General features: G+C 50.9%; 37 protein-coding genes (1 of these 37 running past the window's edge). All 37 read left to right on the plus strand.

All coding sequences use genetic code 11. The features are described from left to right. The first annotated feature begins 43 nt into the window (after positions 1 to 43). Positions 44 to 352: a 30S ribosomal protein S10 gene (gene rpsJ, locus TPCCA_RS00935; RefSeq protein WP_010881635.1), complete on the plus strand. Its 309-nt coding sequence runs from the start codon at positions 44 to 46 to the stop codon at positions 350 to 352. A 46-nt stretch (positions 353 to 398) separates the two neighbouring features. Next, entirely contained in the window at positions 399 to 1025 is a 627-nt protein-coding gene (gene rplC / locus TPCCA_RS00940) for a 50S ribosomal protein L3 (protein ID WP_013944879.1), read from the plus strand. Between the two features lie 13 nt (positions 1026 to 1038). Continuing rightward, positions 1039 to 1689 carry a 50S ribosomal protein L4 gene (gene rplD, locus TPCCA_RS00945; RefSeq protein WP_013944880.1) on the plus strand — a complete coding sequence of 217 codons (651 nt, stop codon included), beginning with the start codon at positions 1039 to 1041 and terminating at the stop codon, positions 1687 to 1689. Then, positions 1676 to 1960 (plus strand): 50S ribosomal protein L23, encoded by a 285-nt coding sequence (locus TPCCA_RS00950; protein WP_010881638.1) that lies wholly within the window; start codon positions 1676 to 1678, stop codon positions 1958 to 1960. Before rplD ends, TPCCA_RS00950 begins: the two co-directional genes overlap by 14 nt. A 55-nt stretch (positions 1961 to 2015) precedes the next feature. After that, complete coding sequence (rplB, locus tag TPCCA_RS00955; protein WP_013944881.1) at positions 2016 to 2837, plus strand: 50S ribosomal protein L2; 822 nt, start codon at positions 2016 to 2018, stop codon at positions 2835 to 2837. 9 nt (positions 2838 to 2846) lie between these two features. After that, positions 2847 to 3134, plus strand: a complete 288-nt coding sequence (gene rpsS, locus TPCCA_RS00960) for a 30S ribosomal protein S19 (RefSeq protein ID WP_010881640.1) — start codon at positions 2847 to 2849, stop codon at positions 3132 to 3134. An 8-nt stretch (positions 3135 to 3142) separates the two neighbouring features. Then, positions 3143 to 3517: a 50S ribosomal protein L22 gene (gene rplV, locus TPCCA_RS00965; protein ID WP_010881641.1), complete on the plus strand. Its 375-nt coding sequence runs from the start codon at positions 3143 to 3145 to the stop codon at positions 3515 to 3517. Further along, positions 3501 to 4244 carry a 30S ribosomal protein S3 gene (rpsC, locus tag TPCCA_RS00970; protein ID WP_013944882.1) on the plus strand — a complete coding sequence of 248 codons (744 nt, stop codon included), beginning with the start codon at positions 3501 to 3503 and terminating at the stop codon, positions 4242 to 4244. Before rplV ends, rpsC begins: the two co-directional genes overlap by 17 nt. A gap of 3 nt (positions 4245 to 4247) precedes the next feature. Next, entirely contained in the window at positions 4248 to 4667 is a 420-nt protein-coding gene (gene rplP / locus TPCCA_RS00975) for a 50S ribosomal protein L16 (protein ID WP_010881643.1), read from the plus strand. A gap of 14 nt (positions 4668 to 4681) precedes the next feature. Then, positions 4682 to 4900: a 50S ribosomal protein L29 gene (gene rpmC / locus TPCCA_RS00980; protein ID WP_013944883.1), complete on the plus strand. Its 219-nt coding sequence runs from the start codon at positions 4682 to 4684 to the stop codon at positions 4898 to 4900. Positions 4901 to 4914: 14 nt separating this feature from the next. After that, complete coding sequence (rpsQ, locus tag TPCCA_RS00985) at positions 4915 to 5169, plus strand: 30S ribosomal protein S17 (protein ID WP_010881645.1); 255 nt, start codon at positions 4915 to 4917, stop codon at positions 5167 to 5169. Positions 5170 to 5181: 12 nt separating this feature from the next. Next, the gene (gene rplN, locus TPCCA_RS00990; protein WP_013944884.1) at positions 5182 to 5550 is read left to right on the plus strand and encodes a 50S ribosomal protein L14; all 369 of its coding nucleotides are present in this window, start codon (positions 5182 to 5184) and stop codon (positions 5548 to 5550) included. Positions 5551 to 5561: 11 nt separating this feature from the next. Then, the gene (gene rplX / locus TPCCA_RS00995) at positions 5562 to 5873 is read left to right on the plus strand and encodes a 50S ribosomal protein L24 (protein WP_010881647.1); all 312 of its coding nucleotides are present in this window, start codon (positions 5562 to 5564) and stop codon (positions 5871 to 5873) included. Next, a complete protein-coding gene (rplE, locus tag TPCCA_RS01000) occupies positions 5870 to 6427 on the plus strand; it encodes a 50S ribosomal protein L5 (RefSeq protein ID WP_013944885.1) in 558 nt (185 codons plus the stop codon). The genes rplX and rplE overlap by 4 nt, the downstream gene beginning before the upstream one ends. 11 nt (positions 6428 to 6438) lie before the next feature. Then, positions 6439 to 6624, plus strand: a complete 186-nt coding sequence (locus tag TPCCA_RS05220; RefSeq protein ID WP_010881649.1) for a type Z 30S ribosomal protein S14 — start codon at positions 6439 to 6441, stop codon at positions 6622 to 6624. Between the two features lie 15 nt (positions 6625 to 6639). Then, positions 6640 to 7038 carry a 30S ribosomal protein S8 gene (gene rpsH / locus TPCCA_RS01005; RefSeq protein WP_013944887.1) on the plus strand — a complete coding sequence of 133 codons (399 nt, stop codon included), beginning with the start codon at positions 6640 to 6642 and terminating at the stop codon, positions 7036 to 7038. Positions 7039 to 7047: 9 nt separating this feature from the next. Continuing rightward, positions 7048 to 7587 (plus strand): 50S ribosomal protein L6, encoded by a 540-nt coding sequence (gene rplF / locus TPCCA_RS01010; RefSeq protein WP_013944888.1) that lies wholly within the window; start codon positions 7048 to 7050, stop codon positions 7585 to 7587. A gap of 8 nt (positions 7588 to 7595) precedes the next feature. Then, positions 7596 to 7958 (plus strand): 50S ribosomal protein L18, encoded by a 363-nt coding sequence (rplR, locus tag TPCCA_RS01015; RefSeq protein ID WP_013944889.1) that lies wholly within the window; start codon positions 7596 to 7598, stop codon positions 7956 to 7958. An 8-nt stretch (positions 7959 to 7966) separates the two neighbouring features. Continuing rightward, positions 7967 to 8485 (plus strand): 30S ribosomal protein S5, encoded by a 519-nt coding sequence (rpsE, locus tag TPCCA_RS01020; RefSeq protein ID WP_013944890.1) that lies wholly within the window; start codon positions 7967 to 7969, stop codon positions 8483 to 8485. A 2-nt stretch (positions 8486 to 8487) separates the two neighbouring features. Then, positions 8488 to 8673 (plus strand): 50S ribosomal protein L30, encoded by a 186-nt coding sequence (rpmD, locus tag TPCCA_RS01025; RefSeq protein ID WP_010881654.1) that lies wholly within the window; start codon positions 8488 to 8490, stop codon positions 8671 to 8673. Continuing rightward, entirely contained in the window at positions 8673 to 9134 is a 462-nt protein-coding gene (gene rplO, locus TPCCA_RS01030; protein ID WP_013944891.1) for a 50S ribosomal protein L15, read from the plus strand. The genes rpmD and rplO overlap by 1 nt, the downstream gene beginning before the upstream one ends. Positions 9135 to 9141: 7 nt before the next feature. Further along, entirely contained in the window at positions 9142 to 10461 is a 1320-nt protein-coding gene (secY, locus tag TPCCA_RS01035) for a preprotein translocase subunit SecY (protein WP_013944892.1), read from the plus strand. A gap of 38 nt (positions 10462 to 10499) precedes the next feature. Then, a complete protein-coding gene (rpmJ, locus tag TPCCA_RS05225; RefSeq protein ID WP_013944893.1) occupies positions 10500 to 10613 on the plus strand; it encodes a 50S ribosomal protein L36 in 114 nt (37 codons plus the stop codon). A gap of 15 nt (positions 10614 to 10628) precedes the next feature. Next, positions 10629 to 10994 carry a 30S ribosomal protein S13 gene (gene rpsM, locus TPCCA_RS01040; RefSeq protein WP_010881658.1) on the plus strand — a complete coding sequence of 122 codons (366 nt, stop codon included), beginning with the start codon at positions 10629 to 10631 and terminating at the stop codon, positions 10992 to 10994. Positions 10995 to 11012: 18 nt separating this feature from the next. Next, positions 11013 to 11393, plus strand: a complete 381-nt coding sequence (rpsK, locus tag TPCCA_RS01045) for a 30S ribosomal protein S11 (RefSeq protein ID WP_013944894.1) — start codon at positions 11013 to 11015, stop codon at positions 11391 to 11393. A 14-nt stretch (positions 11394 to 11407) separates the two neighbouring features. After that, positions 11408 to 12463, plus strand: coding sequence for a DNA-directed RNA polymerase subunit alpha (gene rpoA / locus TPCCA_RS01050; RefSeq protein ID WP_013944895.1), 1056 nt, complete (start codon positions 11408 to 11410; stop codon positions 12461 to 12463). Continuing rightward, the gene (gene rplQ, locus TPCCA_RS01055) at positions 12453 to 12947 is read left to right on the plus strand and encodes a 50S ribosomal protein L17 (RefSeq protein WP_013944896.1); all 495 of its coding nucleotides are present in this window, start codon (positions 12453 to 12455) and stop codon (positions 12945 to 12947) included. The genes rpoA and rplQ overlap by 11 nt, the downstream gene beginning before the upstream one ends. Positions 12948 to 12970: 23 nt before the next feature. Beyond that, on the plus strand, positions 12971 to 13168 hold the full coding sequence (locus tag TPCCA_RS01060; RefSeq protein ID WP_010881662.1) for a hypothetical protein: 198 nt from the start codon (positions 12971 to 12973) through the stop codon (positions 13166 to 13168). Between the two features lie 205 nt (positions 13169 to 13373). Beyond that, positions 13374 to 14036, plus strand: a complete 663-nt coding sequence (locus TPCCA_RS01065; RefSeq protein ID WP_013944898.1) for a nucleotide exchange factor GrpE — start codon at positions 13374 to 13376, stop codon at positions 14034 to 14036. A 115-nt stretch (positions 14037 to 14151) separates the two neighbouring features. Further along, on the plus strand, positions 14152 to 16059 hold the full coding sequence (gene dnaK / locus TPCCA_RS01070) for a molecular chaperone DnaK (RefSeq protein WP_010881664.1): 1908 nt from the start codon (positions 14152 to 14154) through the stop codon (positions 16057 to 16059). Positions 16060 to 16305: 246 nt separating this feature from the next. Then, on the plus strand, positions 16306 to 17430 hold the full coding sequence (gene dnaJ / locus TPCCA_RS01075) for a molecular chaperone DnaJ (RefSeq protein WP_013944899.1): 1125 nt from the start codon (positions 16306 to 16308) through the stop codon (positions 17428 to 17430). Between the two features lie 176 nt (positions 17431 to 17606). Then, the gene (locus tag TPCCA_RS01080; protein ID WP_013944901.1) at positions 17607 to 19076 is read left to right on the plus strand and encodes a PP2C family protein-serine/threonine phosphatase; all 1470 of its coding nucleotides are present in this window, start codon (positions 17607 to 17609) and stop codon (positions 19074 to 19076) included. A gap of 3 nt (positions 19077 to 19079) precedes the next feature. After that, the gene (locus TPCCA_RS01085; RefSeq protein WP_013944902.1) at positions 19080 to 21227 is read left to right on the plus strand and encodes a PP2C family protein-serine/threonine phosphatase; all 2148 of its coding nucleotides are present in this window, start codon (positions 19080 to 19082) and stop codon (positions 21225 to 21227) included. Between the two features lie 192 nt (positions 21228 to 21419). After that, positions 21420 to 21587, plus strand: coding sequence for an STAS domain-containing protein (locus TPCCA_RS05605; RefSeq protein ID WP_245522160.1), 168 nt, complete (start codon positions 21420 to 21422; stop codon positions 21585 to 21587). Continuing rightward, positions 21574 to 22371, plus strand: a complete 798-nt coding sequence (locus TPCCA_RS01095) for a M15 family metallopeptidase (protein WP_013944904.1) — start codon at positions 21574 to 21576, stop codon at positions 22369 to 22371. The genes TPCCA_RS05605 and TPCCA_RS01095 overlap by 14 nt, the downstream gene beginning before the upstream one ends. 24 nt (positions 22372 to 22395) lie before the next feature. After that, positions 22396 to 22827, plus strand: a complete 432-nt coding sequence (locus TPCCA_RS01100) for a hypothetical protein (RefSeq protein WP_245522161.1) — start codon at positions 22396 to 22398, stop codon at positions 22825 to 22827. Positions 22828 to 22963: 136 nt separating this feature from the next. After that, a protein-coding gene (locus TPCCA_RS01105; RefSeq protein WP_013944906.1) for an aminotransferase class I/II-fold pyridoxal phosphate-dependent enzyme crosses the window boundary here: on the plus strand, positions 22964 to 24339 show its 5' portion. It continues 64 nt past the right edge of the window; only the first 1376 of its 1440 coding nucleotides appear in the window; it begins with the start codon at positions 22964 to 22966; its stop codon lies off the right edge, out of view.

Genomic DNA, 24339 nt, shown 5'->3' on the forward strand with positions numbered 1-24339 from the left:
TTATTTTGCAAGGTGGGTGCGGTTTTAGGCTGATGGAGGGGTTATGGCCAGGGAGAGAATTCGGGTAAAACTGTGCGGATTTGACGTGGAGCTAGTGGATCAAAGTTCGCGCGCGATCGTGCACGCGGTGCAGAAGGCGGGTGCTGAGGTGCTCGGACCTATTCCGCTTCCGACTAGGATGCACAAGTTTACGGTCTTGCGCTCCCCTCATGTGAACAAAAAGTCGAGGGAACAGTTTGAGATGCGTACGCACAAGCGGCTGATTGATATCATCGAGCCTTCTCAGGAAGTGATGAATGCGCTTATGGGTTTAGAGCTTTCTGCAGGAGTGGATGTGCGGATAAAGCAGTGAGGCGTGTGTGTTTTGTCTGTGCGTTGCGATACGGAAGAGGTAGGTGATGGTTGGTTTAATCGGCCAGAAAGTTGGTATGACCCAGATTTTTGACGCACGGGGTTGTGTTACGCCGGTGACGGTGATTCGGGTGGAGCACAACGTGGTGGTAGGACTGAAGGATGTGGAGCGCTTCGGTTACTCTGCAGTGATACTTGGCACAGGGTGCATGAAGAAAAGTCATATCTCAAAGCCGTATGCTGGACAGTTCGCTGAGCGGATACCGCCGGTGAGGGTCATGAGGGAGTTTCGGGGCTTTACGTTGGACGTTTCGGTTGGGCAAGTGCTCGATGTGCGTGTATTGGAGTCCGTGCGTTATCTTGATGTGTGTGCTCTCTCAAAAGGAAAAGGATTTCAGGGAGTAGTGAAGCGGTGGGGTTTCAGCGGAGGTCGCTCTTCTCACGGATCGAAGTTTCATCGTGAAGCGGGTTCCACCGGGCAGTGTACGAGTCCTGGCCGTACGTTTAAAAACGTAAAAATGCCGGGACGTATGGGGGCTGAGCGGGTGACGGTGCAGAATCTGCGTATTGAACGGATTGATGTGGGTTTGGGTGTCGTGATGGTGCGCGGTGCGGTGCCAGGTAGAAACAAGGCCACGGTGTTTCTGCGGACCGCGGTCAAGCGTGAAAGATAGGGGTGTATACGCAGTGGAAAAGACAGTGTATTCGGTTGAAGGTGTTGCGCTGCGGTCAATTGAGCTTGATGAGAGTGTCTTTGGGCGTTCGGTGAACCGGGGTGTGATTTATTACGCGATAAATAGTGAGTTGAGTAACAAGCGCTTGGGGACTGCGTGTACTAAGGGACGTTCCGAAGTGCATGGTTCGAATACCAAGCCCTATAAGCAGAAGGGTACGGGTCGTGCTCGCCGCGGAGATAAGAAGTCTCCACTTCTAGTGGGGGGTGGTACTATATTTGGTCCTAAGCCGCGTGATTTTCACTATGCCCTCCCGAAGAAGGTGAAGCGTTTGGCCATGAAGTCTCTCCTAAGTTTAAAGGCGCAGGGGGATGCGCTGACAGTGATTGAGGACTTTACGGTCGAAAGTGGAAAAACTAGGGATCTGATACAGGTGTTGCGTCATTTTGCACAAAAGGAGCGTACCGTTTTCATCTTGCAAAATGATGATGCGTTGTTGAAGCGTGCGGGGAGAAATATTCCAACGCTCAGTTTTTTGTCGTACAACCGTTTGCGCGCGCACGACCTTTTCTACGGGCGCAAGGTATTGGTTTTGGAGACTGCGGTACATAAGATCGCGGATTTCTATCGGTCAAAGGATGCTGCACAAGATGGAACATACTGATGTAGTGATTGCTCCGGTGCTTACGGAGAAGTCGAATGCGCTGCGGCAACAGGGTAAGTACGTGTTCCGTGTTGCAGCTCGTGCGACAAAGATTCAGATTAAGCAGGCGGTGACGCAGCTTTTTGGAGTAACGGTTAGGCGGTGTACGGTAATGAATGTCTTTGGGAAGAAGAGGCGTGTTCGTCATCGGACCGGTAGGACGTCTGGGTGGAAGAAGGCGATCGTGCACGTTGCAGCAGGACAGTCAATTGGTGTTCTTGAGCGTGCATAGCGGTAAGCTGCGGTAGCTGCGTAAGGTGCCAGAGCGGTGACCGAAGGAGACGGGGATGGCGTTGAAGATGTATAGGCCTATGACGGCGGGCTTGCGGGGGCGTGTTGATTTGTGTCGTGCGGAGCTTACCGCGCGCACGCCCGAAAAGAGTCTTACACGCGGTAAGCCTGCCAAGGCGGGCAGGGGTGCTGGGGGTAGGATTTCGGTGCGTCATCGTGGTGGTGGGCATAAGCGGAGGTACCGTGATATCGATTTTAAACGTGATTTGCACGACATACCTGGCACGGTAAAGACTATCGAGTATGACCCGAATCGAAGTGTGAACATCGCGCTTGTGTTTTACGCGAATGGTCAGAAGCGCTATATACTCGCACCCAAGGGTTTGAAGGTGGGGCAGCGGGTCGTTAGCGGAGAGAAGGTCCCTTTAGAACCCGCGAACGCGCTGCCACTCGGGGTAATTCCAGTTGGTTTTACGGTGCATAACGTTGAGCTTACGATCGGTAAGGGTGGTCAGATCGCGCGTTCTGCAGGCACCAGGGCGGTGATTGCGGCAAAGGACGGTGGCTATGTGATGCTTCGTTTGCCCTCTGGGGAGGCGCGTCTGGTGCATCGCAGGTGCTATGCCACTATTGGTGAATTAGGTAATGAGGATCATATGAACACGGCTTTGGGGAAGGCAGGTCGTGCGCGTTGGCGTGGGGTACGGCCGACAGTTCGTGGTATGGCTATGAATCCTGTGGATCACCCGTTAGGTGGTGGTGAAGGGCGTGGTAAGGGACGTAACCCAGTAACTCCCTGGGGGCAGCCGTGTCGAGGATACAAGACGCGCAAGAAGCGCAGGGTATCCGATCGCTTTATCGTGTCAAAGAGAAAGTAAGGGGGGGGTATGTCTAGGTCGGTGAAGAAAGGTCCCTTCGTTGATAAAAAGCTGTATAAGCGAGTTGTCGAGATGAACAAAGCGGCTAATCAGAGAAATAAAAAGGTGATCAAGTCGTATTCGCGTTGTTCCACCATTATCCCTGAAATGGTGGGCTTCACTATCTCGGTGCACAATGGCAAGTCGTGGATCCCAGTGTACATTACGGAGGAGTTTGTGGGGCATAAGCTGGGTGAATTTTCTCCGACTCGTGTGTTCCGTGGGCATAGCGGTTCTGACAAGAAAGTGGGAAGGTAGGTGAACTGATGACTGAGCGTGTCACGTATCGAGCGAAGACAAAATTTTTGGTTGCGTCTCCGACAAAGGTGCGTCCGGTTGCGAATGTGGTGAAGTGCAAGCCGTATGTGCGCGCGATGGCGCTTTTGGGACACTTACCGCACAAGGGTGCACGTTTAATCTCCAAGGTCATGAAGTCAGCGGCTTCGAATGCAATTGATCGGGACAAGCGTCTTGATGAAGAGCGCTTGTTCGTGCGTGACATTCAGATAGATGAGGGGCCTCGTTTGAAGCGTCTGTGGTGCCGGGGACGGGGGCGGGGAGATGTTCAGTTGAAGCGGATGTGTCACATCACTGTTGTGGTAGAGGAAAGTGTGAGGACGAAAGATGGGTCAAAAGGTTAGTCCAATCGGTCTGAGACTGGGGATCAATAAAGTATGGTCTTCTAGGTGGTATGCAGGTCCTCGGGAGTACGCGGCGTTGCTGCATGAGGATTTAAGGATTCGTAGCATGATTCGCTCCTTTCCTGAGTGCAAAAATGCGGATATTGCCGAGGTGGAGATTGTCCGTCATCCCCAGCGAGTGACGGTAGTGATGCACACCGCGCGCCCTGGAGTAGTCATTGGAGCAAAGGGTGTAAACATAGAAAAGATTGGCGCTGAGGTTCAAAAGCGTTTGAATAAGAAGGTTCAAATCAAGGTAAAAGAGATCAAGCGCATGGAGTTAAATGCTTACTTGGTTGCGCAGAATGTTGCTCGCCAACTCACGGCGCGTGTTTCTTTTCGTAAGTGTTTGCGGCATGCCTGTGCGGGGACGATGAAGTCTGGTGCTCAAGGGGTAAAAATTCGAGTTTCGGGGCGTTTGGGTGGTGCTGAGATGTCTCGCACTGAGGAGATAAAAGAGGGGCGTACGCCTCTGCACACGCTGCGCGCAGATATTGATTATGGTTTTGCCGAGGCACATACGACTTATGGGAGTATCGGGGTAAAGGTGTGGCTATACTCAGGGATGATGTACGGGAATGAGTGTCGCAAAGATGTAGGCTCTCTGTTGCGGCGATCGCGCAGGGAGAGTGGTCAAAGGTCTGACGAGTTGGTGCGCGACGAGCGTACGCATGCGGAGAGAGGTTGAGGTATGGCGCTTAGTCCCAAGCGGGTAAAGTACCGAAAGGTACAGCGGGGGAGGGTGAAGGGGGATGCCACTCGGTGCAATGCGGTTGATTTTGGTGCGTACGCGCTGGTGTGTCTTGAGCCGTTTTGGTTGACGAGCCGACAAATCGAAGCGGCTCGTGTAGCGTTAAACCGAAGGATTAAGCGCGGGGGTAAGTTGTGGATTCGTGTTTTTCCCGATAAGCCATACAGCAAGAAGCCTGCAGAAACGCGTATGGGAAAAGGAAAGGGGTCGCCTGAGTATTGGGTTGCGGTAGTAAAGCCAGGTACTGTTCTGTTTGAACTAATGGGTGTAGAACGGGCGTTGGCAGAGCAAGCGATGCTTCTGGCAGGAAGTAAACTTCCAATCAAGACGCGGTTTGCCGAACGCGTACAGGAAATTTAGAAGGGAGCTGTAAGATGGGTCGGGGTGAGTGTGCGCAATTATCATATTCTGAGCTTCTTTCGAGGCGTCGTGAGCTTGAGAGAAAATACTTGGATCTGCGCTTTCAGCTTGTTGTTGAGCATGTTGACAACAAGCTTATGAAAAGGATTCTCCGTCGTCAAATTGCGGTGGTTAATACTTTTTTGCGACATAAAGAGTTGACTGAACTAGAAAAGAGAGGGGTTCGGGAGTGATGGAGCAGTGTACGGTGAAAAGGCCTGAGCGGCGCACCCTTGTCGGGCTGGTGACCAGTGACAAGATGCACAAAACCGTTACGGTTCGGATTACGACAAAGAAGTTGCACGCGTTGTATAAGAAGTACGTGTCGAGGAGCAAAAAGTATCAGGCTCATGATGAGGAAAATACCGCGCGGGCAGGGGATGTGGTGCGTATTGCCGAGAGTCGTCCTTTGAGTAGGCGTAAGCGCTGGCGGTTGGTAGAGATTGTTGAACGAGCGAAGTAAGGGATTTGTGTCATGATTCAGGTGCAGTCGCGGTTGAACGTCGCGGATAATTCTGGAGCCAGGTTGGTGCAGTGTATTAAGGTGGTGGGTGGATCCCGTCGCCGGTACGCGAGTGTTGGGGATATCATAGTGGTGGCAGTGAAGGATGCACTTCCCACTTCTGCGATTAAGAAAGGGTCAGTAGAGAAGGCCGTCATTGTGCGAGTTTCTAAGGAGTATCGTCGCGTAGACGGTACTTATATTCGGTTTGACGACAATGCCTGTGTTGTTATCGATGCTAATGGAAATCCTAAGGGGAGGCGTATTTTTGGTCCTGTTGCGCGGGAGCTGCGGGATATGGATTTTACGAAAATCGTGTCTTTAGCTCCTGAGGTTTTGTGAAGGGGAAAGTGATGGGGAAGACGGTAAAGATTCGCAAGGATGACATGGTATTGGTGATTGCCGGCAAAGATCGGGGTAAGCGGGGTGCAGTGCTGCGTGTGCTCCGCGACGTAGATCGCGTTTTGGTGCAGGGTTTGAACATGCGCAAAAAGACGATTCGTAGAAAGAGTGCTCAGGATGAGGGGGGTATCATGGAGGTTGAAGCTCCTATTCATATTTCCAACGTTATGATTATGGGCAAGAAGGGGCCTACGCGCGTGGGGTATCGGATGGAAAACGGTAAGAAAGTGAGGGTGTGTCGTAAAACAGGAGAGGTGCTATGACCGATCATTCTTGCATACCTGAACTGAAAGTCCGGTATGTGCAGCAGATTGTTCCGGATATGATGCGGGATTTTGGTTACTCGACGGTGATGCAGGTTCCTAGGCTGTTGAAGATAGTGTTGAGTATGGGTCTCGGGGAAGCGCTCGCTAATCGGAAGCTTTTGGACGCGTCAGTAGCAGATTTGGGTATTATTAGTGGCCAGCATGCAGTAAAGACTAGGGCGCGCAAGAGTATTGCGAATTTTAAGCTGCGTGAAGGCAATGAGATTGGGGTGATGGTGACTCTGCGCCGTAGTAGGATGTATGAGTTTCTCCACCGGCTCATCAATGTTGCTCTGCCTCGTGTAAAGGATTTTCGTGGGGTAAGTCCTCGTGGGTTTGATGGACATGGTAATTACTCGATGGGTATTACGGAACAGATTATTTTTCCTGAAATTGACTTTGACAAAATCGAGCGAATTAGCGGTTTGAACGTCAATGTAGTGACATCTGCGCAGACAGATCAGGAGGCTCGTACTCTTCTTACGAAGCTCGGTATGCCTTTTAGAAAATAAGAGAGGATTTCATGGCGACAGTAGCAATGATCAATAAGGCAAAAGCAACTCCGAAATACGCTACGCGCAGGTACAACCGCTGTGGGGTGTGTGGGCGACCCCGCGGGTACATGAGGAGATTTCAATTGTGCCGCCTGTGTTTTAGAAAGCTGGCGAGCGAGGGTCAAATCCCTGGGGTAACGAAGTCGAGTTGGTAGGAAAGGAGGGAGAGTATGGGTGTTTCGGATCCTGTTGCAGACATGCTCACGAAGATACGTAACGCGGCGCGTGCGGGACATGAAAAAGTGGATGTACCTTCTTCGAAGTTGAAAGTTGAGATTGTGAAAATACTGAAAACGGAAGGATATATCAGGAACTTCAGGAAAGTAGAGGAGGATGGTTCCGGTTGTATTCGTGTGTTTCTTAAGTATGACGATAACGAAACGTCGGTTATTCACGGTATCGAGCGGATTTCTACTCCGGGCCGCCGTGTGTACTCGGGGTACAAGACGCTTCGTCGTGTGTATAACGGGTACGGCACTTTGATTGTTTCTACCTCTCTAGGGGTGACCACTGGCAGGCATGCAAGGGAGCAGCGTGTGGGCGGTGAGCTGATTTGCAAAGTTTGGTAGGGGGCTGTAGTGTCAAGAATTGGTAAAGTTCCTGTGTCTATTCCTCGCGGTGTGCACGTGCGAGTCTCTTCTGGGGTGGTTGAGGTCGAGGGTCCAAAGGGGGTGCTTTCGTGTGCGTTTCTCCCAGTGGTTACGGTTCGTGTTGAGCAGGAATACGCAATTGTTGCCCGGTGTGATGATTCCAAGCGCGCGCGTGCATGTCATGGGCTGTATCGCAAGCTTTTGAGCAATATGGTAGTTGGGGTAAGCGAAGGGTTTTCTAAGACATTGGTAATTACGGGTATCGGGTACCGCGCTGAGGTTCAAGGGCGGGTGCTGGTGATGGCATTGGGTTACTCCAATGACTTTACAGTGCTCATTCCCTCTGGTATTGAGGTGCGGGTTGAGTCTTCCACGAGGGTTATTGTTTCCGGTGTAAGTAAGGAAAGAGTGGGGGAGTTCGCAGCGCAACTTCGTAGGCTGCGGTTGCCTGAGGCGTATAAGGGTAAGGGTATTCGCTATGATTACGAGACCATTGTGCGTAAGGTAGGAAAGTCAGGGGTAAAGTAGAGGTACGCATGCTAAGGAAGTGCAGTGATAAACAGCGAAAGAGGATGAAGCGTAAGGTTCATATTAGGAAGAGGGTGTATGGCACGGCGGTTCGCCCTCGGATGACGGTGTTCCGAAGTAATCGGAACATTTCGGTGCAGGTCATTGACGACGACGCGCGTAGCACGCTTGCGTCAGTTTCTACTCTTGAGAAGGATTTTGTTCTGCTTAGGGCAAATGTTTCTTCTGGTTTGCAGATAGGAGAAGAGATCGGCAGGCGCCTTTTAGAGAAACACATTGACACGGTTATCTTTGACCGAAATGGGTACTTGTACCACGGGGTAGTGGCGGCCGTCGCAGATGGTGCACGTAAGGCAGGAGTTAGGTTCTAGGAGAGCGTATGGATCGTCGCAGGGATTTTGGCAAAGACAGACTTCGAGACAAAGAGTTTACCGAGAAATTAATCAAGCTGAACCGCACGGCAAAGGTAGTAAAGGGCGGACGTCGGTTTTCCTTTTCGGCACTCACGGTAGTTGGTGATCAAAAGGGCCGCGTGGGGTTTGGTTTTGGTAAAGCCGGGGATGTGAGCGAGGCAATTAGGAAGAGTGTTGAAAGGGCGAAGCGGAGTATGGTGCTCTTTCCGCTCAAGGATGGTACCATCCCGCATGAAGTACAAGCTAAGTTTAAGGGCTCTCTGGTGTTACTGCGCCCTGCCTGTTCAGGTACGGGTATTATTGCTGGTGGAACCGTGCGTGCTATCATGGAGGTTGCAGGTGCAACCGATGTGCTGTCTAAGTCTTTGGGTTCGAATTCTGCTATCAACGTGGTTCGTGCAACGTTTGGGGCGGTTGCGCAGTTGATGGATGCAAGAAAGTTGGCACGTGAGCGTGGAAAGGCACTCGTGGATATGTGGGGGTAGGCATGACAAAGAGGGTGCGTATAACGCTGGTGAGGAGTACGATCGGTCAGAGGGAGCCGGTGCGTCGGACGGTTCGGTCTTTGGGTTTGAGGAAGTTGCATTCAATGGTGGAGAAAGACGGGAGTCCTGCCGTCTTGGGGATGGTGCGAGCTGTTTCGCACCTGGTGCGGGTGGAGGAGTTAGGTTAGTGGCGGATTTCCATTTGATTGCTCCGAAGGGGGCTAATAGGGCGCGTCGTATCGTGGGTCGTGGGTCCTCCTCTGGGCGGGGTACCACGTCTGGGCGGGGTACTAAGGGACAGCAGGCCCGTGCGGGGCGTAAGGCTTATGTAGGTTTTGAGGGTGGGCAGATGCCGCTATATCGGCGTGTGCCGCGGCGTGGTTTTTCTAACTGTGCTTTCAGAAAGGAATACGCGGTAGTTAATGTGGGCGCGCTTGAGTTTGTCTATGCTCCAGGGGAGACGGTCAACAGACAGACTCTCATCGAGAAGGGCTTGGTAAAGGGGCGGGTCCCCTTCATCAAAATCTTGGCAGACGGAGAGCTGACAAAGTCTATTGTGGTGCGGGTGGACCGGGTTTCTGCTCGTGCGCAGGAGAAGATTCAGCAGGCGGGCGGTTCAGTGGAGTGTATTGAAGCGCAGGAACGATGAGCGGTATATGAAACAGGGTGTTTTTGCAGCGGTGTTCCGGATAAGGGAGCTGCGTGCGCGTATCTTTTTCACGCTTAGCGTGTTGACGGTGTTTCGCTTTGGCTCGGTGCTGACAGTTCCGAGTGTAGACCCGCGTGCGCTTTCTGCTTATTTCCGATCTCAGGTTCGGGGAAATGCTTTTGCAGACTACATGGATTTTTTTGTAGGCGGGGCGTTCTCGAATTTTTCAGTGTTTATGCTGGGAGTGATGCCGTACATTTCGACGCAGATTCTCATGCAGCTTTCGATGATTGTTTTTCCAAGTCTTAAGAAGGTTGTAGAAGATGTAGGGGGGAGACGTCGCGTTCAGTTTTGGACACGTGTTGCAACGGTTTTTGTGTGTCTTATACAGTCTTCTGCGGTAACCGTCTACGCAAATCAGATTCCCGGTGCCATTGTTATTCAGAGCTACGCCGTGCATCTGTTTGTCACCATGCTGACGGTGACCTCAGGGAGTATGATCACGCTTTGGCTTGGGGAACAGATCACAGCGCGAGGCATTGGTAACGGTGTGTCAATGATTATTTTTTCGGGTATTGTCGCGCGTTTGCCTCATGCGCTTGCGGAGATGTGGAGGCTGCAGCGTCTTGGCGAATTGAATATGGTGTTTGTGATCGTTGCGTTTGTGATGTTTGTAGGAATTATTGTGCTGGTGGTGTATGAGCAGCAGGGGCAACGAAAAATACCAATTCATTATGCGCGGCGTGTGGTCGGGCGGAAAATGTACGGTGGTCAGAGCACGTATATCCCTTTTAAAATAAACCCTTCGGGCGTAATTCCGATTATTTTTGCCTCATCTTTTTTGACATTTCCCCTGCAGATAGCCAGCAGTATTGGACCGAACGTGCGCTTTCTGCATCAGCTTGCGCAGTTCTTACGACCGAACAGTTGGTGGTACAACGCGTTCTATGTAGTTTTGATTGTGTTTTTTGCGTACTTCTACACGCAAGTCACCCTTAACTCGACTGAGATAGCAAAGCAGATTCGCGAGAACGGAGGTACGATTCCGGGTATTCGTGCGGATAAGACGGAAGAATATTTACAAGGGATCTTGAACCGCCTGGTACTTCCCGGTTCGTTGTATCTTGCGATGATCGCAGTGCTGCCCACCTTGATTCAAGCTGCGTTTGGGTTTCCGTCCTCTATTTCCTTACTGATGGGCGGTACTTCTCTGTTGATTCTGGTAGGGGTGGATCTAGACACTATGAGTCAGATTGAGGCGCAGTTGAAAATGCGGCAGCGTGAGGGGTTGGGAGGGCGTGGCAAAGTGCTACCGCGCAGTTTGTAGCGGGTACTTGCGAAAGGATGTATACGAGGAGTGAGTTCATGAAGGTAAGGACGAGCGTAAAGGTTATTTGTGATAAGTGTAAGCTTATTAAGCGTTTCGGTATTATCCGGGTGATTTGTGTGAATCCAAAGCACAAGCAACGTCAGGGCTAAGGGGGTAGACGAGGTATGGCGCGTATTGCGGGGGTTGATCTTCCTAATAAGCATGTCAGCGTTGCGTTAACTTACATATATGGTATTTCGCGTTCATCCGCCAGGACTATTTGTGAGAAGGCCCGCATCAGTTCTGCTTGTCTGATAAACGATTTGAGTCAAGATGAGCTTGCAGTTGTCCGTGCAATTATCGATAGAGAATACAAAGTGGAAGGTCGTCTGAGAACTGAGGTTGCCTTAAATATCAAGAGGTTGATGGATATTGGGTGTTACCGAGGGCTAAGACATAGAAAGGGGCTGCCTGTTCGTGGGCAGCGCACGCGAACAAATGCGCGCACACGCAAGGGTAAGAGAAAAACCGTCGCTGGAAAGAAAAAGTAAGGGGATCAGGAGGGCATTGTGGCGGTCACAAAAAAGCGTAAAGAAAAAAAGAATGTGTACGAGGGGAACGTGTATATCCAGGCGACTTTCAATAACACCATCATAACGGTTACTGACCTGCAAGGAAATGCGCTCTCCTGGGCTTCGTCCGGAGGCCTTGGGTTTAACGGGGCAAAGAAATCTACTCCTTTTGCAGCGCAGACGGTCGCGGAAGCTGCGGTACAGAAAGCGCAGCAGTGCGGACTGCGTGAAGTACATGTGTTTGTCAAAGGGCCGGGTATTGGGCGTGAGTCAGCAATTAGAATGCTTGGTACCATGGGACTGAGGGTGCGTTCGATTCGCGACATCACACCCCTTCCACATAACGGCTGTCGTCCGCGTAAAACTCGCCGCATCTGATAAAAGGAGTGAGCATGCCTCGTAGAAATCTTTTGAAGGGTTTTAAAAGACCTAAGGTGCTGGAGTTTCTTTCGGAGAACTCAAGCGAGTGTTATGGGAAGTTCACCGCCTCTCCTTTTGAGACTGGTTTTGGCACCACTATTGGTAACTGTTTGCGGCGCGTCTTGCTTTCTTCTATCCAGGGGTATGCGGTCACCGGGGTTCGCATCACGTCCTTTGATGCGGACGGGGTTGCGCACTTCATTTCAAGCGAGTTTGAACAGATTCCCCACGTACGGGAAGATACCCTCGAGATTCTAAATAATTTTAAGCGTCTGCGTTTTCTCCTGCCGCAGGGGGCAGAGTCTAGTACGTTCACGTATGAGTTTCGCGGCGCGGTGTCTTTGACGGGGAAGGACTTTGCTAAGAAGTTTCAACTCGAGGTTCTGTCTCAAGACCTGCTCATCATGGAAATGATGGACGGTGCGCATGTTGAAGTAGAGCTACACGTCGAATTCGGGCGTGGGTATGTACCTGCTGAATCGCACGATCGGTATGCCGATTTAGTTGGGGTTATCCCTGTTGACGCAATTTTTAGTCCCGTGTTGAGAGTCCGCTATGATATTCAGTCTTGCCGTGTAGGTCAGCGGGGGGATTACGATCAGTTATCCCTTGAAGTGTGGACAGATGGTACGGTGCGTCCCGAAGACGCGATAGCCGAGGCAGCGAAAATTATCAAGGAGCACTTTACAGTTTTTGTTAATTTTGACGAGACCGCGCTCGACCTGGAGGACGAGCCAGAAGAGGATGACCCTGCCGTTCTGGAGCTGTTGAACATGAAAATCGCTGATGTAGATTTTTCAGTGCGTGCGCGTAACTGCCTTTTGACTATGGGAATCAAGACGCTGGGGGAGTTGACAAGGATTTCTGAGCAGACACTTGCGAATACGCGTAATGTGGGTAAGAAAAGTTTAAGTGAGATACAGGGAAAGTTGCAGGAATATAACTTGCGTCTGGGTATGGCTGACTACAACCATGTGGGGGTTGTTAGTAGACTGATGCGACAGAAGGAAGAAATAGATGAGGCATAGGACCGGTTTCAACCCGCTTTCGTGTATGGCTGCGCATAGGCGTGCGCTCCGTCGCAATATGGTTACTTCTCTTTTTAAGTTTGAGCGGATCACCACGACGAAGCCGAAAGCTGCCGAGGTGCGGCGCGCGGCAGAGAGGTTAATTACGCGTTCTAAGTCTGACTCCGTGCATAACCGGCGCCAGGTGGCCCGTTTTATTTGGGATAAGGCTGTGTTGCACAAGTTATTTGCGGATATCGGACCTCGCATGCGGGAACGTGAGGGGGGGTATACGCGCATATTGAAGTTGGGCCTCAGGCAGGGGGATGCGGCACATGTGGTTGTGTTGGAATTGGTTGACTATACCTTTGAAAAAAGCCTCAAAAAACGCGCGCGTACTGATAGTGTGCCTGTAAGAAAAGGAGCTGGGAAGAAGGATGCTTCGCGCGTCGGTGGGATGGTTCCAGACGGTCAGTCTCAAAAAATAGGAAAGAAGGAAGAATAGCAGTTGGGCGATGGAGGGGTGGTATGTCAAAGGCTCATCGTGGAAAGGGGATCCGGGGTATGGTCGGTCGTGGCCGTGGCGTGTGTCCGGTGACTGGGCAGACGGGGGTAAAGCTCCTGTATGAGTGCGAGATTGATGGTAAGAAGGTCAAGGTTTCCAAGGTTGGGCGCGCGACTCTCCAGAATAGGAAGAGACGTTTGGATGCGCAGCCTGGAGCTTGATCGCGCATCCTCGTGATATGAGGTTCCGTCCCAAGGACGTTAGGTGGTTGTCCGTTTCTGTGCTTGGCAGTTACCATTGGGATGCAGGTCGCATCGTGGTCGGTGTAGTCAGACGGTAAATAGGTGTTTTCTTGACCGAGGGCGGCGTCTCTCGTTACTTTTACGGCATTACCGCGAGGGTGTTATGGCAAAAAAGGAGAAGAAAGTGTGCGGCGGCGACGTTCAGGGGCAGGGAGTTGCCTCAGGTTGTGACGAGGCCTTGGAGCGGGCAGATAGCCTTCGCGCGTCTGATCCTGTACCGGTTGAATCGGGGGAGGGTTCTGTTCCTGGGGAGCATAGTCAGGAGTTGGAGACAGGTGCCTCTGAAGAGGCCCTGCGCGAGCGCGTGAATGTTTTACAGGAGCAGTACCTGCGCAAGGCTGCCGACCTCGAAAACTACCGGAAGCGTGCGTTGCGGGAAAGGCAGGAGGCGGTGGAACACGCGTACGCGGCGCTGCTTGCCGACATCGTCGCTGTCTTGGATGACTTTGACCGTGCTATTGAAGCGGCGGATCACGTGTCGAGTGCAGAGGTGGAGGCTTCGTCTGCCTTCCGAGAGGGTGTTCTTATGATCCGCAAGCAGCTCTCCTCAGTGCTTGAGACAAAGTATGGTCTTGAGTATTACCCGGTGCTCGGGGAGCGCTTCGATCCAAATCTCCATGAGGCTTTGAGTATGAGTCCTTCCGCTTCTGTGCATGAGAAGATAGTAGGGGCAGAGCTACAAAAAGGATATAGGGTTAGGAACCGTATCCTCCGGCATGCCAAGGTTATGGTGCTCACTCCTGAAGAGCAGACAGAGCCCGATCGTGGGGATGGCCCTTCGGAGTGACAGGCAGGGTATGCTGAGAGGTCAGGATGGAGTTCTGGAGCACCGGTGCTAGGTAACGGCTATACTGCGCGCCCTGTAGGCAGGGCGGGTATCCTATACAGAGGAGTTGAGGGTTATGGGGAAGATTATTGGCATTGACTTGGGAACGACAAATTCATGTGTTGCGATCATGGAGGGGGGAGAGCCCGTTGTCATTCAAAATGCCGAAGGGGGAAGGACTACGCCCTCCATTATCGGTTTCACCTCTGATGGTGGACGCGTCGTCGGTCAGCCAGCAAAAAACCAAATGGTTACTAATCCGGAACATACTATCTATTCGATAAAGCGCTTCATCGGCAGTCGTTTCAATGAACTGACCGGTGAAGCAAAAAAGGTGCCCTACAAAATTGTTCCACAGGGAGACGACGTGCGCGTTGAGGTGGAGGGTAAGCTTTACTCTACGCAGGAGATCTCCGCGTTCATTTTGCAAAAAATGAAGAAGACAGCTGAGGATTATTTGGGCGAGGCAGTCACAGAGGCAGTCATTACCGTTCCGGCTTACTTTAACGATGCACAGCGTCAGGCAACCAAGGACGCGGGGAAGATAGCAGGGCTCGATGTGAAGCGTATTATTAATGAGCCGACTGCTGCGTCGCTTGCCTTTGGTTTTAACAAAGACTCTAAGAGAGAAAAGATTATTGCTGTGTATGATCTTGGGGGGGGTACCTTTGACATATCCATCTTGGAACTCGGTGACGGTGTTTTTGAAGTCAAGTCAACGAATGGGGACACTCACCTGGGGGGCGATGACTTTGATGCACGTATCGTGCAGTGGCTGGAGCAGGGCTTCAAGAGTGACACGGGTATCGACTTGGGCAACGACCGCATGGCGTTGCAGCGGCTGAGAGAAGCGGCGGAGAAAGCAAAGATAGCGCTTTCTTCCTCTGCGAGTACCGAGATTAATTTGCCCTTCATTACTGCAGATGCCAATGGGCCAAAGCATCTCCAGAGGACTCTCTCTCGATCTGAGTTTGAGAAGATGACTGATGATCTTTTTGAGCGGACCAAGGAGCCTTGCCGCAAGGCGCTCAAAGACGCCGGAATTAGTGCGGACAGGATCGATGAGATTCTCTTAGTTGGTGGTTCCACGCGCATGCCCAAAGTAGCGCACGTGATCAAAGATGTCTTTGGGAAAGAAGGATCGAAAGGAGTCAATCCTGACGAGGCTGTCGCAATTGGCGCTGCAATTCAAGGTGGTATCCTCGGGGGGGACGTGAAGGACGTACTTCTCTTAGACGTTACGCCTCTTTCTCTAGGAATTGAAACAATGGGCGGGGTGTTCACACCGCTTATCAGTCGTAATACCACCATCCCCACGCGCAAGAGTCAGGTGTTTTCCACCGCAGCTGATGGGCAGACGGCAGTTTCCATTCACGTGCTGCAGGGGGAGCGTGGCATGGCGAACCAAAACCGGACGCTCGGTAATTTTGATCTAGTAGGAATTCCCCCTGCTCCGCGGGGAGTGCCGCAAATTGAAGTGACGTTTGACATTGATGCGAATGGTATCGTGCACGTTTCTGCCAAAGACCTGGGGACGGGAAAAGAGCAGCACATCCGCATTGAAAGTTCGAGTGGTCTGAGCGAAAGTGAAATCGACCGCATGGTAAAGGAAGCCGAAGCGAATGCAGAAAGTGATAAGCGTGAGCGGGAGAAAATCGAAGCGCGTAACGTGGCTGACTCCCTAATCTATCAGACGGAAAAGACGCTCAAAGAGGCGGGAGACGGGGTGAACGCTGCGGACCGCGCGCGCATAGACGAGGCGATCGCAGAGTTGAAAACGGTGCTCTCAGGCGACGACGTCGCATCGATCAAAGCGAAGACTGAGATCTTGCAGCAAGCTTCCTACAAAATTGCGGAGGAGATGTATAAACGTCAAGCAGCAGCGGGTGCCGCTGCAGGTAAGAAGAGTGATGCACCCTCTGGCAATGAGGCAGAAGGTGGTGACGTTGATTACGAGGTAGTGAAGGACGAAGATTCGAAGTAGACATCTGGTGTTGCGGGGAGGGAATAGCCTGCGTGTAGGAGCTGTGTAATCTGACTTCCCCCAGGCCTTTTGTGATCCGGGTGTTCGCCTGATCGCCCGGGTCTTTCGGCTGTCTAGTGGGTGTTTGGATGTAGCCTGCGTAGGCGGTGCTTCAGGCATCCTGCTTTTGTGCCGGTTTCGCGTGCGCACCCTGTTTTTCTGTGTGTGCGCGCAAATGTAGACAAAGATTCTCTAGACGGGGTGATCGTGGCAAAGAAGGATTATTACGAGGTTCTCGGTATCTCAAAGACCGCGAGTGGAGAAGAAATCAAAAAGGCGTACCGGCGGCTGGCTATTCAGTTTCATCCTGACCGTAATCAGGGAAATAAAGAGGCGGAGGAACGCTTCAAGGAGGCTACCGAAGCCTATGAGGTGCTCATTGATGCACAGAAGCGTGCCGCGTACGATCGGTATGGCTTTGATGGCCTGAAGGATATGCACGGTGCGCATGGCTTTAACTCTTCGGCCTTTCAGGGGTTCGAAGATATTTTTGGGGGTGGCTTTTCTGATATCTTTGAAAATATTTTTGGGACTTCGTCTCGCCGCGGCGGTTCAGGGAACGACGGCTCGGGTGGCTCCGGGCGTGGGGCAAACTTGCGTTATGATTTGCAAATCTCTTTTGAAGAAGCAGTGTACGGGAAAAAGAGTGAGCTGCACTATGTGCGCGACGAAACGTGTGTTACCTGCAAGGGTGCCGGCTCGGCCAGCGGTGGGCGTAAGATGTGTCCAGATTGCAAGGGTACGGGGCAGATTCGGCGTAGTACAGGTTTTTTCTCTATTGCGCAAAGTTGCGCGCGCTGTGGTGGTGAGGGGACGATTATCGAAAGTCCCTGTGCACGGTGTGCGGGTAGTGGCATTGAGCGTAAAAAGCAAAAAATTATCGTCAGTATTCCGGCAGGTGTAGAAGAAGGGCGGCGCATTACTATTCCCCGTCAGGGAAACGCCGGTCGCGCAGGCGGTGCCTACGGGGACCTGTACGTGTTTGTGTTTGTTCGTGCGCATGAGTATTTCGAACGTGAAGGTGCTGACCTGTACTGTGCAACTTCGATATCGGTAACCCAAGCGATTTTGGGCGCGCAGGTGACGGTGCGGGCATTAGATGGATCTGCGCAGCAGGTGCGGGTTCCGGCCGGCACGCAGGGAGGTGCGCTTTTGCGTGTTAAGGGTATGGGGGTCCCACTGGCGCGCGGGGCGGGGGATTTGTACGTAAAGGTATTGGTGCGTATTCCAACTACGCTTTCTGCACGGTCGCGTGCGCTCTTAGCGGAGATTTCTCAAGAGGAAGGGGAAAACACCCATCCGCCGTTGCTTGAACTTTCAAGTCTCAAGTAGGCTACAGAAAGGGGCGCGTGGGGTAAAAGGATTATTCTCGCGTGCGTGGTGTTTCTTTCTCGTGTGTCGCAGGATGAGTTGGCTTCATTGTGATGGGTGCGTGTGCTATCTGAGTTTTCTTCTCACAGTTTAAAAGACAACGTGTTTTTGAAGCAGCCATACAAAGGGAACGGTAGGTGATTCGCAGAAGGCTCGCAATTGTAAAGGCAGGTTCGTTCGCACTCCTGGCGCTTTTTTTTTCAATATTTTTGCGCTTTCTCAGTCCGCGGTATTCGTTTCTCGGTCGTTTCATTTCTGCGCGCGATATGGCGCTGTTGATTTCTCGGTATGAGCATTTGCCTGAGCTTTCTTCGCGTGATCGAGCCTTGCTGGTAGGTTTCGTTTTCATGATTTTTGCGCTTGCGCTTACAGAAATCCAACGCTATGCGCACGGGCGCATCCGTCTTGTTGTCTATCGACAAACTGAAACGCGTCTTTTTGAACATTTTATTACACTGCTGCGCTTTTGCTACCGTAATGAACAACTTGTTGCTGCCTTCCAGGAGGTGCTTGAATATCGCGCCGATTGCGCAGTGCTCTTAATGGATACGATAAGTAATCGTGTTATTTACAACAGTGCTGCACGATTTGTTTCAGACACACGCACGTATGATCTTGTGCTTCATAAGTTTTCTATGGACTACACGTGGCACTGGTCAGACGGTATATATTTTTTTGATGATGATCTGTGTCTTATGTCTGACCGACGTAGGGCTCGTGGGGTATATCTTTCCAGTGGAGAGCTGCGTCTTTTTATAGTATGTCGTTTTATCCGTGCTGTTGAGCGCGAAGTTATATCGCTCTTGTTCAAAGAGTTTGAAGAGTATTTAAATCGAAAGAGGAACATGAGCACTTTGTTGTTGTACTCCCATGTATCCCAGGAATGGGCAATGATGGCGCGTGTACAGCGCGCACTTTTGCCTAAGGCGCTCCCACATACCAAGGAAATATGCGTCGGGGCATTCTATCAGCCATTGGTTAATGTATCTGGGGATTATTACGACGTTATTTCAATTGATGAACACCTGTTTTTATTTGTAATTGGAGATGTTTCTGGCAAAGGTTTGGCCGCGTCGTTAGTTATGGGTGTTGTGCTCAGCACGATTCGCATCGTGGAAGACAAAAAGAATCTTCCTGAGATTTTGTATGCGGTGGACCGGGCAGTAAAGCGTATGCATCTCCACGATAAGTACACGACCTTATTCTTGGGATTAATTGACACAGCGGGTATGAATATTCGCTACATTAACGCATCGATGGAAAGTCCCCTTGTCTTTACCCAGGCGGGAGAGGCGCACGAAGTGTATCATCTTCATTCGAATTGTCCAGTTATTGGCATTGTGGATCTGCCCCCTATACAGATTCATGAGCGTGCGTTGTGTCCTGGGGATGTAATGGTCATGGTATCAGATGGGGTAGTTGAAGTAGTCAATGCCCAAGGAGTAGAGCTGCGCGACGCCGATGAGTATCTTCACACATTAGAGCGCCATGTGGGTGAACACCCTGCGCAGATGGCTCAAAGTATTGCAGCTCTAGCATTGAATTTCAGTGCGGATCGCACTACCCATGACGACATGACCATTGTAACTGTGCAGGTGAAGAGGTAGGTAATGGGGTTACTATTTTTTTCTTACCTCTTTGTCGCGGTTTTTGTTTTCGACGTATTCTGTTTAAAGTTTTACACAAGGCGCGCGTATGCACTGCTGGCAAATATAGCCTTGGTATCAGGTGTAGCCTCTTTTTTCTTGTCTTTGTCGCTCACCGCTGTCCTGTACGGTAAAATGAATATCCAGGCATTTTTATTTAAAATTGCACTGATACTTTTTACCCACGCTTCATATCTGTTTTCTGACATGGCGTATCAACTACCCTATTTTAAAAAAGATAAGAGATTTTTCTTATGTAATACGACGATCCATTTGTTTGGAATTCTCATAATCATATTTGGCATGGGTCCGTTTAAATGGAACGTTCTGGTGAGTTTTAAATTTTACCAAAATTATTTGTTTTCTTCTGTTTCGGGTATTGTGTTATACGCGGCGCTTTTTTTTCTAATCATTCCCTGTGTTACGTTCGCAACTTTGGTGAAAAAAGCATTCATGATGAAAAGTATTGCATATCGGCAACAACTCCTGTTTCTCGCGGGGGCAGTGGCTTTGGGTTTTATCACGTGGGTTATTATCTTGTTCTTGTTTGCGGTTTTTCCCTGGGTGTTTGTGTTTTTTCCCTTAGGAGGTGTATTTATAGTTTTATTTTCTCAGTGGGCATTTGCGTCTACTGGAATTGTTTCCTTTAAAGAAGTGGTGTTTGCGCTATTGCGTTTTGTGTTATGCACGGTGGGGTTTTCATGTACAGCAGGTTATATATCGGTATTTTGGGTGCACCGTTTTTCTACGCTTGATATGCAGTTTGTATTTGGGTTTTTTATCGTATATGCGCTGTTTGCTCTGCGTGATTATGCCTTTGATGCATGTAGCGTGTTTTTTGGGGAAATTGCTGATTCTGGACAGAAGTTAGCCGCAGAGCTTCAAGCATTAGATTACACGGCAAAACCTGCGCAGGTACTCCGTACGTTTATGGACACATTGCGTATGCGCATCGCGTGTAGAGGATTGACATTTTTACTTGCTGACGAGGCAGGCGTATTCAAGACGGTGTATTCTGATTTTGAAGAGATGGCAACGCATGAGATGGAACATCAGTCGTTACAGTATTTTTTCAATCAAGATGTTCTTATGATCAGAAAATCGGATCCAGTTATTGACCATGCACGTCAGGCAATTCGGACAGATATCCTGCATTTTTTTGATATAACGCACGCCCAGATGATTGTCTTGATTCGGGAAGCTCAGAAACTTATTGGATGTCTATGTTTTGGTATGAAAAACAACGGCGTAGAATATAGCAATCATGATCAGCATGTTTTAGAAAAGTTGTATTCACACTTTGTATTGGTTTCCTATTACTTACAGAATATTGCAAAGCAAGACGTGGTTATCACGGTGGAAAAAGAACTTAAAATGTCCCATCAGATTATTGAGTCAATACAACGGAAAAGGGATTTTATTCAGGATGCCTCCGTTGAGGTGGATTCAATTGCGTATTCTGCGCACCAACTTGGGGGCGATTTTGTTGATTTCATTAAACTGTCCGAGAAAAGATACCTGCTAGTTATCGGGGATGTATCGGGAAAAGGTCTGGCAGCGAGTATGTCAATGGTGATTTTGAAGTCTGTACTGAGTACCTTTCTGCGGGGACTGTGCCTGGAAGAAACGGCAGTATTTACAACCTTTATTGAGAAGATAAACCGGTTTATCAAAGACAATTTGCCGTGTGGGACTTTTTTTGCGGGTGTATTCTGTATTCTTGACCTGGCAACCCATACGCTCTACTATGCGAACTGTGGCATACCGCTCATGTCGATGTACATCGCTTCATACAAGAACGTGGTGGAGATACAAGGCGAGGGGCGCGTGCTGGGTTTTGTTAAAGATGTTATGCCCTTTTTGCGGGTGAGGAAAGTTCAACTCGGTCAGGGGGACGTGGTGGTATTTTCCACTGATGGAATGGTAGAAGTACAAAATTTGCAGCGGGAGCGCTTTGGTAACGAGCGTGTGGGTAGGATTCTACAGGAAAGTCATGGTCTTCCGGTTTCTCAAATTACCCGTACTATTTATGCTCGGCTGTGTGAGTTTATGGCGCGAGATATGCAGGATGATGTAACTGTTCTGGCAATAAAGTGCCTTGGGCCTCGGTAGGAAATGAGGAAAAGTTCGGGGGCGCCGTATGGATAATATAAATATCGCCAAAGACGTTCGGCCTGGGTGCGTTTTATTAACGGTGACTGGAGCGGTCAGCTCCTATACTTACGGGGAGTTTGAGTCGCGTGTGCCCCGAATGGAGCGCTCAAAGAGAATCACGTCGTTTTGGATCTCTCTGGCGTGACGGCTATGTCTTCTTCGGGATTGGGGGTGCTTATCTCTGCGTACGATGAGGGACTGAAGTACCAGCGTCGTCTGTGCATTCTTAATCCTTCTGAGAGCGTACGCAGAGCGATAGAGCTGACCGGCTTCTCTGAAATGTTCACGGTAATTAGATCATTAGATGAGTTGGACTAAGTGGCGCGTTGGAACTGCGTGTGCGTATGCAGGGTACGTGTTAGTTGCTCTGGGAAATGCGGTCTCGCCGCAGGGCGTGGATCGGGTGGATCTGCATCGTGTGCGTGCTGCTGCGAAGCGCGCGGCGCTTCCTGCGCGCCTTGCTACGCGTTTGTGTGCACAGGGGAGGGAGTTTTTGCAAGAGCTCGACGCGGTACTTACCACGGAGGGGTATCTGTTGCGTTTGGTTGACAAGAAACATCCCCTGCCAGAAACGTTCGTGCCGGAGCATTTGGTGCCGTTGCGTGAGCAGTGGCTCTTTTTTTCAAAGGGGAGATCGCTCCTCTTAACTAAGGTTGCGTACGAAGCGTTACATCAGCTGATTCAGGCGGCTGCGCATGACGGGGTGGCACTGTCCGTTGGTTCTGCCTATCGCTCTTTTGCGTATCAGAAAAAGTTGTTCTCCTGGTATGCGCAGGAGCATGGCATGCAGGAGGCTATGCGTTTTTCCGCGCGAGAAGGAACAAGTCAGCACCAGTTGGGGACGGTAGTGGATTTCGGTTCTATCACGCCGGCGTTTGCACGGAGTGATGCAGGGAGGTGGACGCAGCGCAACGCCCATCGTTTTGGATGGTCGCTGTCTTTTCCCCCTGGTTACGAGCAGGTGACGGGGTATGTATGGGAGCCGTGGCATTTCCGTTATGTAGGGGTGCGTGCGTGCGCACTCCAAAAGAAGTGGTTTGAGGATATCCAGCAATACATGCTCGGATTTATTCATGAATGGAAGGTGAACGCATCGTCGTGAGGAGACCGAATGTGGAAGCGGGGTGTGGGCGCACTATTGTGGGGTATGGTGTTGTTGCGCTCTTTTGTGGCATATGCGGATTCGCAGGCGGCTACTGGTGGGCTTTTAAAGGAAATTATGGGGGAGGTGGCATCGATCCGGCTCGAATCAAACATGCTCAAGCAGCAGTTGAGGGAACGGCACGCCGAATCGGCCGCGCTCAAAAAGGCCTTACAGACGCTCGACGTGAAATTGGAGAAGGCCACCAAGGCCTTGGAGGAATCGGAGCACGCATTGAGCGAATCGAAAGAGTTGATAGAGACATTGAGAAGCGAATTGGAGATATTGAGGCAGCGTGTGAACGCATTGAACATGCGGTTGAGGCGTTTAGAGATCACGAATAATGTTCTTATCGGGGTTGCAGTTGTGTGCGGTGTAGCCGCTATTGGTGCAGGGATATATGCTGCGGTGAAGTGACGGTGTTTGTGTAACCATTTGCCGCAGGCGAGCTCATCCGTGTGGCTGCGCGGGCTTGTGTGCTCTGAAGTCGGGCTGTCGATTCACTGGGGTGCATAAATTGACAGGGTCAGGGGGCGTGTCTACACTGTGAGACATGGACCTCTCTGAAGGCGCGCGTGCGTTAAACGCTGCTCTTGAAGGAACGGTGGTGCACGCGCTGTTATCTCCTCTTGGTTTGCGCGCGTATTTTCCCCACGGGATTGTTGCACAGAATGCAGAGGCGCGGATGCGTGCGCCTGATATGAATGGGGCGGTTGGCATGGTTCTGCGTCATGGGGTGCCGGTGCTTCGTGATACGTTGCATGCGCTTGTTCCTGATCTTTCTTCTTCTGAAATAGTTTCCTACGCGCCGACTGCAGGTATTCCTGCGCTTCGCGAGCGCTGGGCGCGGCGTTTGTGTGCGCGTGATCCTGTGTTGTGTCCGGATGAACCGGACGTTGCAGCAATGCAGAGTGCAGCAGAGCAGGGAGAGCATTCTTGTGCGGCAGTTTTTCCAAAGATGTCGCTTCCTATCGTGTTGCCGGGACTTACGGCAGCGTTGTCCTGTGCTATGGACTTATTTGTGGGTGCAGGACAGACGGTTTTGGTGCCGGCACCGCGCTGGGAAAATTATGATCTCATGCTAGCAGTGCGTTGTGCGGCAACGCCGGTTGCCTTTTCTCTTTTTCGAGCGGGGCGCTTTGATTTGGGCGCGTGCAAGGAAGCGCTGGACGCACAGGCTTCGGATGGGGTGATAAGGTTAATTTTGAATTTCCCCCATAATCCGTCAGGTTATACCCCCACGGAAGAGGAGGCACAGCAATTATACGAGGTGGTGTATGCTTATGCTGACGCAGGGTGTGCGGTACTGGTGATTTGTGACGATGCGTATAGCGGGTTCGAGTATGAGGCGTCTTTGATGCGTGGCTCTTTTTTTGCGCGCTTTGCGCAAGCGCACAAGAATATCTGCGCGTTAAAGATAGATGGGTTAACGAAGGAAGAGTACGCATGGGGATTACGCGTGGGTTTTCTAAGCTGTGCAGGACTCGCTCTTGGTGTTTCCCAGTACCAGGCTTTTGAAAAAAAAGTCATGGGGGTGATCCGTGCATCACTTTCATGTACTGCCACGCTTACGCAGACGCTTGCGCTGCGTCTGTTGGCTGAAGAAGATGAGCCTGCTGGGTTGGGTTCAGCCACGGCACGTGAGAGACACCAATTTTTTCAGTTGATGTGTGCACGCTACCGAGAGGTGCAGCGCGTGGTACGTGATCTTACCTGGAGCACAACGGAGTGTGGGGCTGCGGTACCGCTGCGTGTTGAGTTTTTGCCGTGTAATTCTGGTTATTTTACCTGTATACGTTGCATAGGTTTTTCTGCAGAAACACTGCGCCAATATCTGCTCGAACAGTGCGGAATAGGAACCGTGGCAATTGATGAGCAGCATCTTCGAGTGGCTTTCAGCGCACTTGAGTTACCTGCTATCGAGCGGGT

This window comes from Treponema paraluiscuniculi Cuniculi A (genome assembly GCF_000217655.1).
Taxonomy (GTDB): domain Bacteria; phylum Spirochaetota; class Spirochaetia; order Treponematales; family Treponemataceae; genus Treponema; species Treponema pallidum.

What these genes read in the sequence shown, in the direction of transcription:
- rpsM (WP_010881658.1), top strand. Translation starts at nt 10,629, where the DNA reads ATGGCGCGTATTGCGGGGGTTGATCTTCCTAATAAGCATGTCAGCGTT.
- rplX (WP_010881647.1), top strand. Translation starts at nt 5,562, where the DNA reads ATGGGGAAGACGGTAAAGATTCGCAAGGATGACATGGTATTGGTGATT.
- rpsH (WP_013944887.1), top strand. Translation starts at nt 6,640, where the DNA reads ATGGGTGTTTCGGATCCTGTTGCAGACATGCTCACGAAGATACGTAAC.
- dnaK (WP_010881664.1), top strand. Translation starts at nt 14,152, where the DNA reads ATGGGGAAGATTATTGGCATTGACTTGGGAACGACAAATTCATGTGTT.
- rpsE (WP_013944890.1), top strand. Translation starts at nt 7,967, where the DNA reads ATGGATCGTCGCAGGGATTTTGGCAAAGACAGACTTCGAGACAAAGAG.
- rpsJ (WP_010881635.1), top strand. Translation starts at nt 44, where the DNA reads ATGGCCAGGGAGAGAATTCGGGTAAAACTGTGCGGATTTGACGTGGAG.
- rpmJ (WP_013944893.1), top strand. Translation starts at nt 10,500, where the DNA reads ATGAAGGTAAGGACGAGCGTAAAGGTTATTTGTGATAAGTGTAAGCTT.
- rpmC (WP_013944883.1), top strand. Translation starts at nt 4,682, where the DNA reads ATGGGTCGGGGTGAGTGTGCGCAATTATCATATTCTGAGCTTCTTTCG.
- rplB (WP_013944881.1), top strand. Translation starts at nt 2,016, where the DNA reads ATGGCGTTGAAGATGTATAGGCCTATGACGGCGGGCTTGCGGGGGCGT.
- rplP (WP_010881643.1), top strand. Translation starts at nt 4,248, where the DNA reads ATGGCGCTTAGTCCCAAGCGGGTAAAGTACCGAAAGGTACAGCGGGGG.
- TPCCA_RS00950 (WP_010881638.1), top strand. Translation starts at nt 1,676, where the DNA reads ATGGAACATACTGATGTAGTGATTGCTCCGGTGCTTACGGAGAAGTCG.
- rplQ (WP_013944896.1), top strand. Translation starts at nt 12,453, where the DNA reads ATGAGGCATAGGACCGGTTTCAACCCGCTTTCGTGTATGGCTGCGCAT.
- rpmD (WP_010881654.1), top strand. Translation starts at nt 8,488, where the DNA reads ATGACAAAGAGGGTGCGTATAACGCTGGTGAGGAGTACGATCGGTCAG.
- rplV (WP_010881641.1), top strand. Translation starts at nt 3,143, where the DNA reads ATGACTGAGCGTGTCACGTATCGAGCGAAGACAAAATTTTTGGTTGCG.
- rpsS (WP_010881640.1), top strand. Translation starts at nt 2,847, where the DNA reads ATGTCTAGGTCGGTGAAGAAAGGTCCCTTCGTTGATAAAAAGCTGTAT.
- rpsC (WP_013944882.1), top strand. Translation starts at nt 3,501, where the DNA reads ATGGGTCAAAAGGTTAGTCCAATCGGTCTGAGACTGGGGATCAATAAA.
- TPCCA_RS01060 (WP_010881662.1), top strand. Translation starts at nt 12,971, where the DNA reads ATGTCAAAGGCTCATCGTGGAAAGGGGATCCGGGGTATGGTCGGTCGT.
- rpoA (WP_013944895.1), top strand. Translation starts at nt 11,408, where the DNA reads ATGCCTCGTAGAAATCTTTTGAAGGGTTTTAAAAGACCTAAGGTGCTG.
- secY (WP_013944892.1), top strand. Translation starts at nt 9,142, where the DNA reads ATGAAACAGGGTGTTTTTGCAGCGGTGTTCCGGATAAGGGAGCTGCGT.
- rplN (WP_013944884.1), top strand. Translation starts at nt 5,182, where the DNA reads ATGATTCAGGTGCAGTCGCGGTTGAACGTCGCGGATAATTCTGGAGCC.
- rplC (WP_013944879.1), top strand. Translation starts at nt 399, where the DNA reads ATGGTTGGTTTAATCGGCCAGAAAGTTGGTATGACCCAGATTTTTGAC.
- TPCCA_RS05605 (WP_245522160.1), top strand. Translation starts at nt 21,420, where the DNA reads ATGTCTTCTTCGGGATTGGGGGTGCTTATCTCTGCGTACGATGAGGGA.
- TPCCA_RS05220 (WP_010881649.1), top strand. Translation starts at nt 6,439, where the DNA reads ATGGCGACAGTAGCAATGATCAATAAGGCAAAAGCAACTCCGAAATAC.
- rplR (WP_013944889.1), top strand. Translation starts at nt 7,596, where the DNA reads ATGCTAAGGAAGTGCAGTGATAAACAGCGAAAGAGGATGAAGCGTAAG.
- rplE (WP_013944885.1), top strand. Translation starts at nt 5,870, where the DNA reads ATGACCGATCATTCTTGCATACCTGAACTGAAAGTCCGGTATGTGCAG.
- TPCCA_RS01095 (WP_013944904.1), top strand. Translation starts at nt 21,574, where the DNA reads ATGAGTTGGACTAAGTGGCGCGTTGGAACTGCGTGTGCGTATGCAGGG.
- TPCCA_RS01085 (WP_013944902.1), top strand. Translation starts at nt 19,080, where the DNA reads ATGGGGTTACTATTTTTTTCTTACCTCTTTGTCGCGGTTTTTGTTTTC.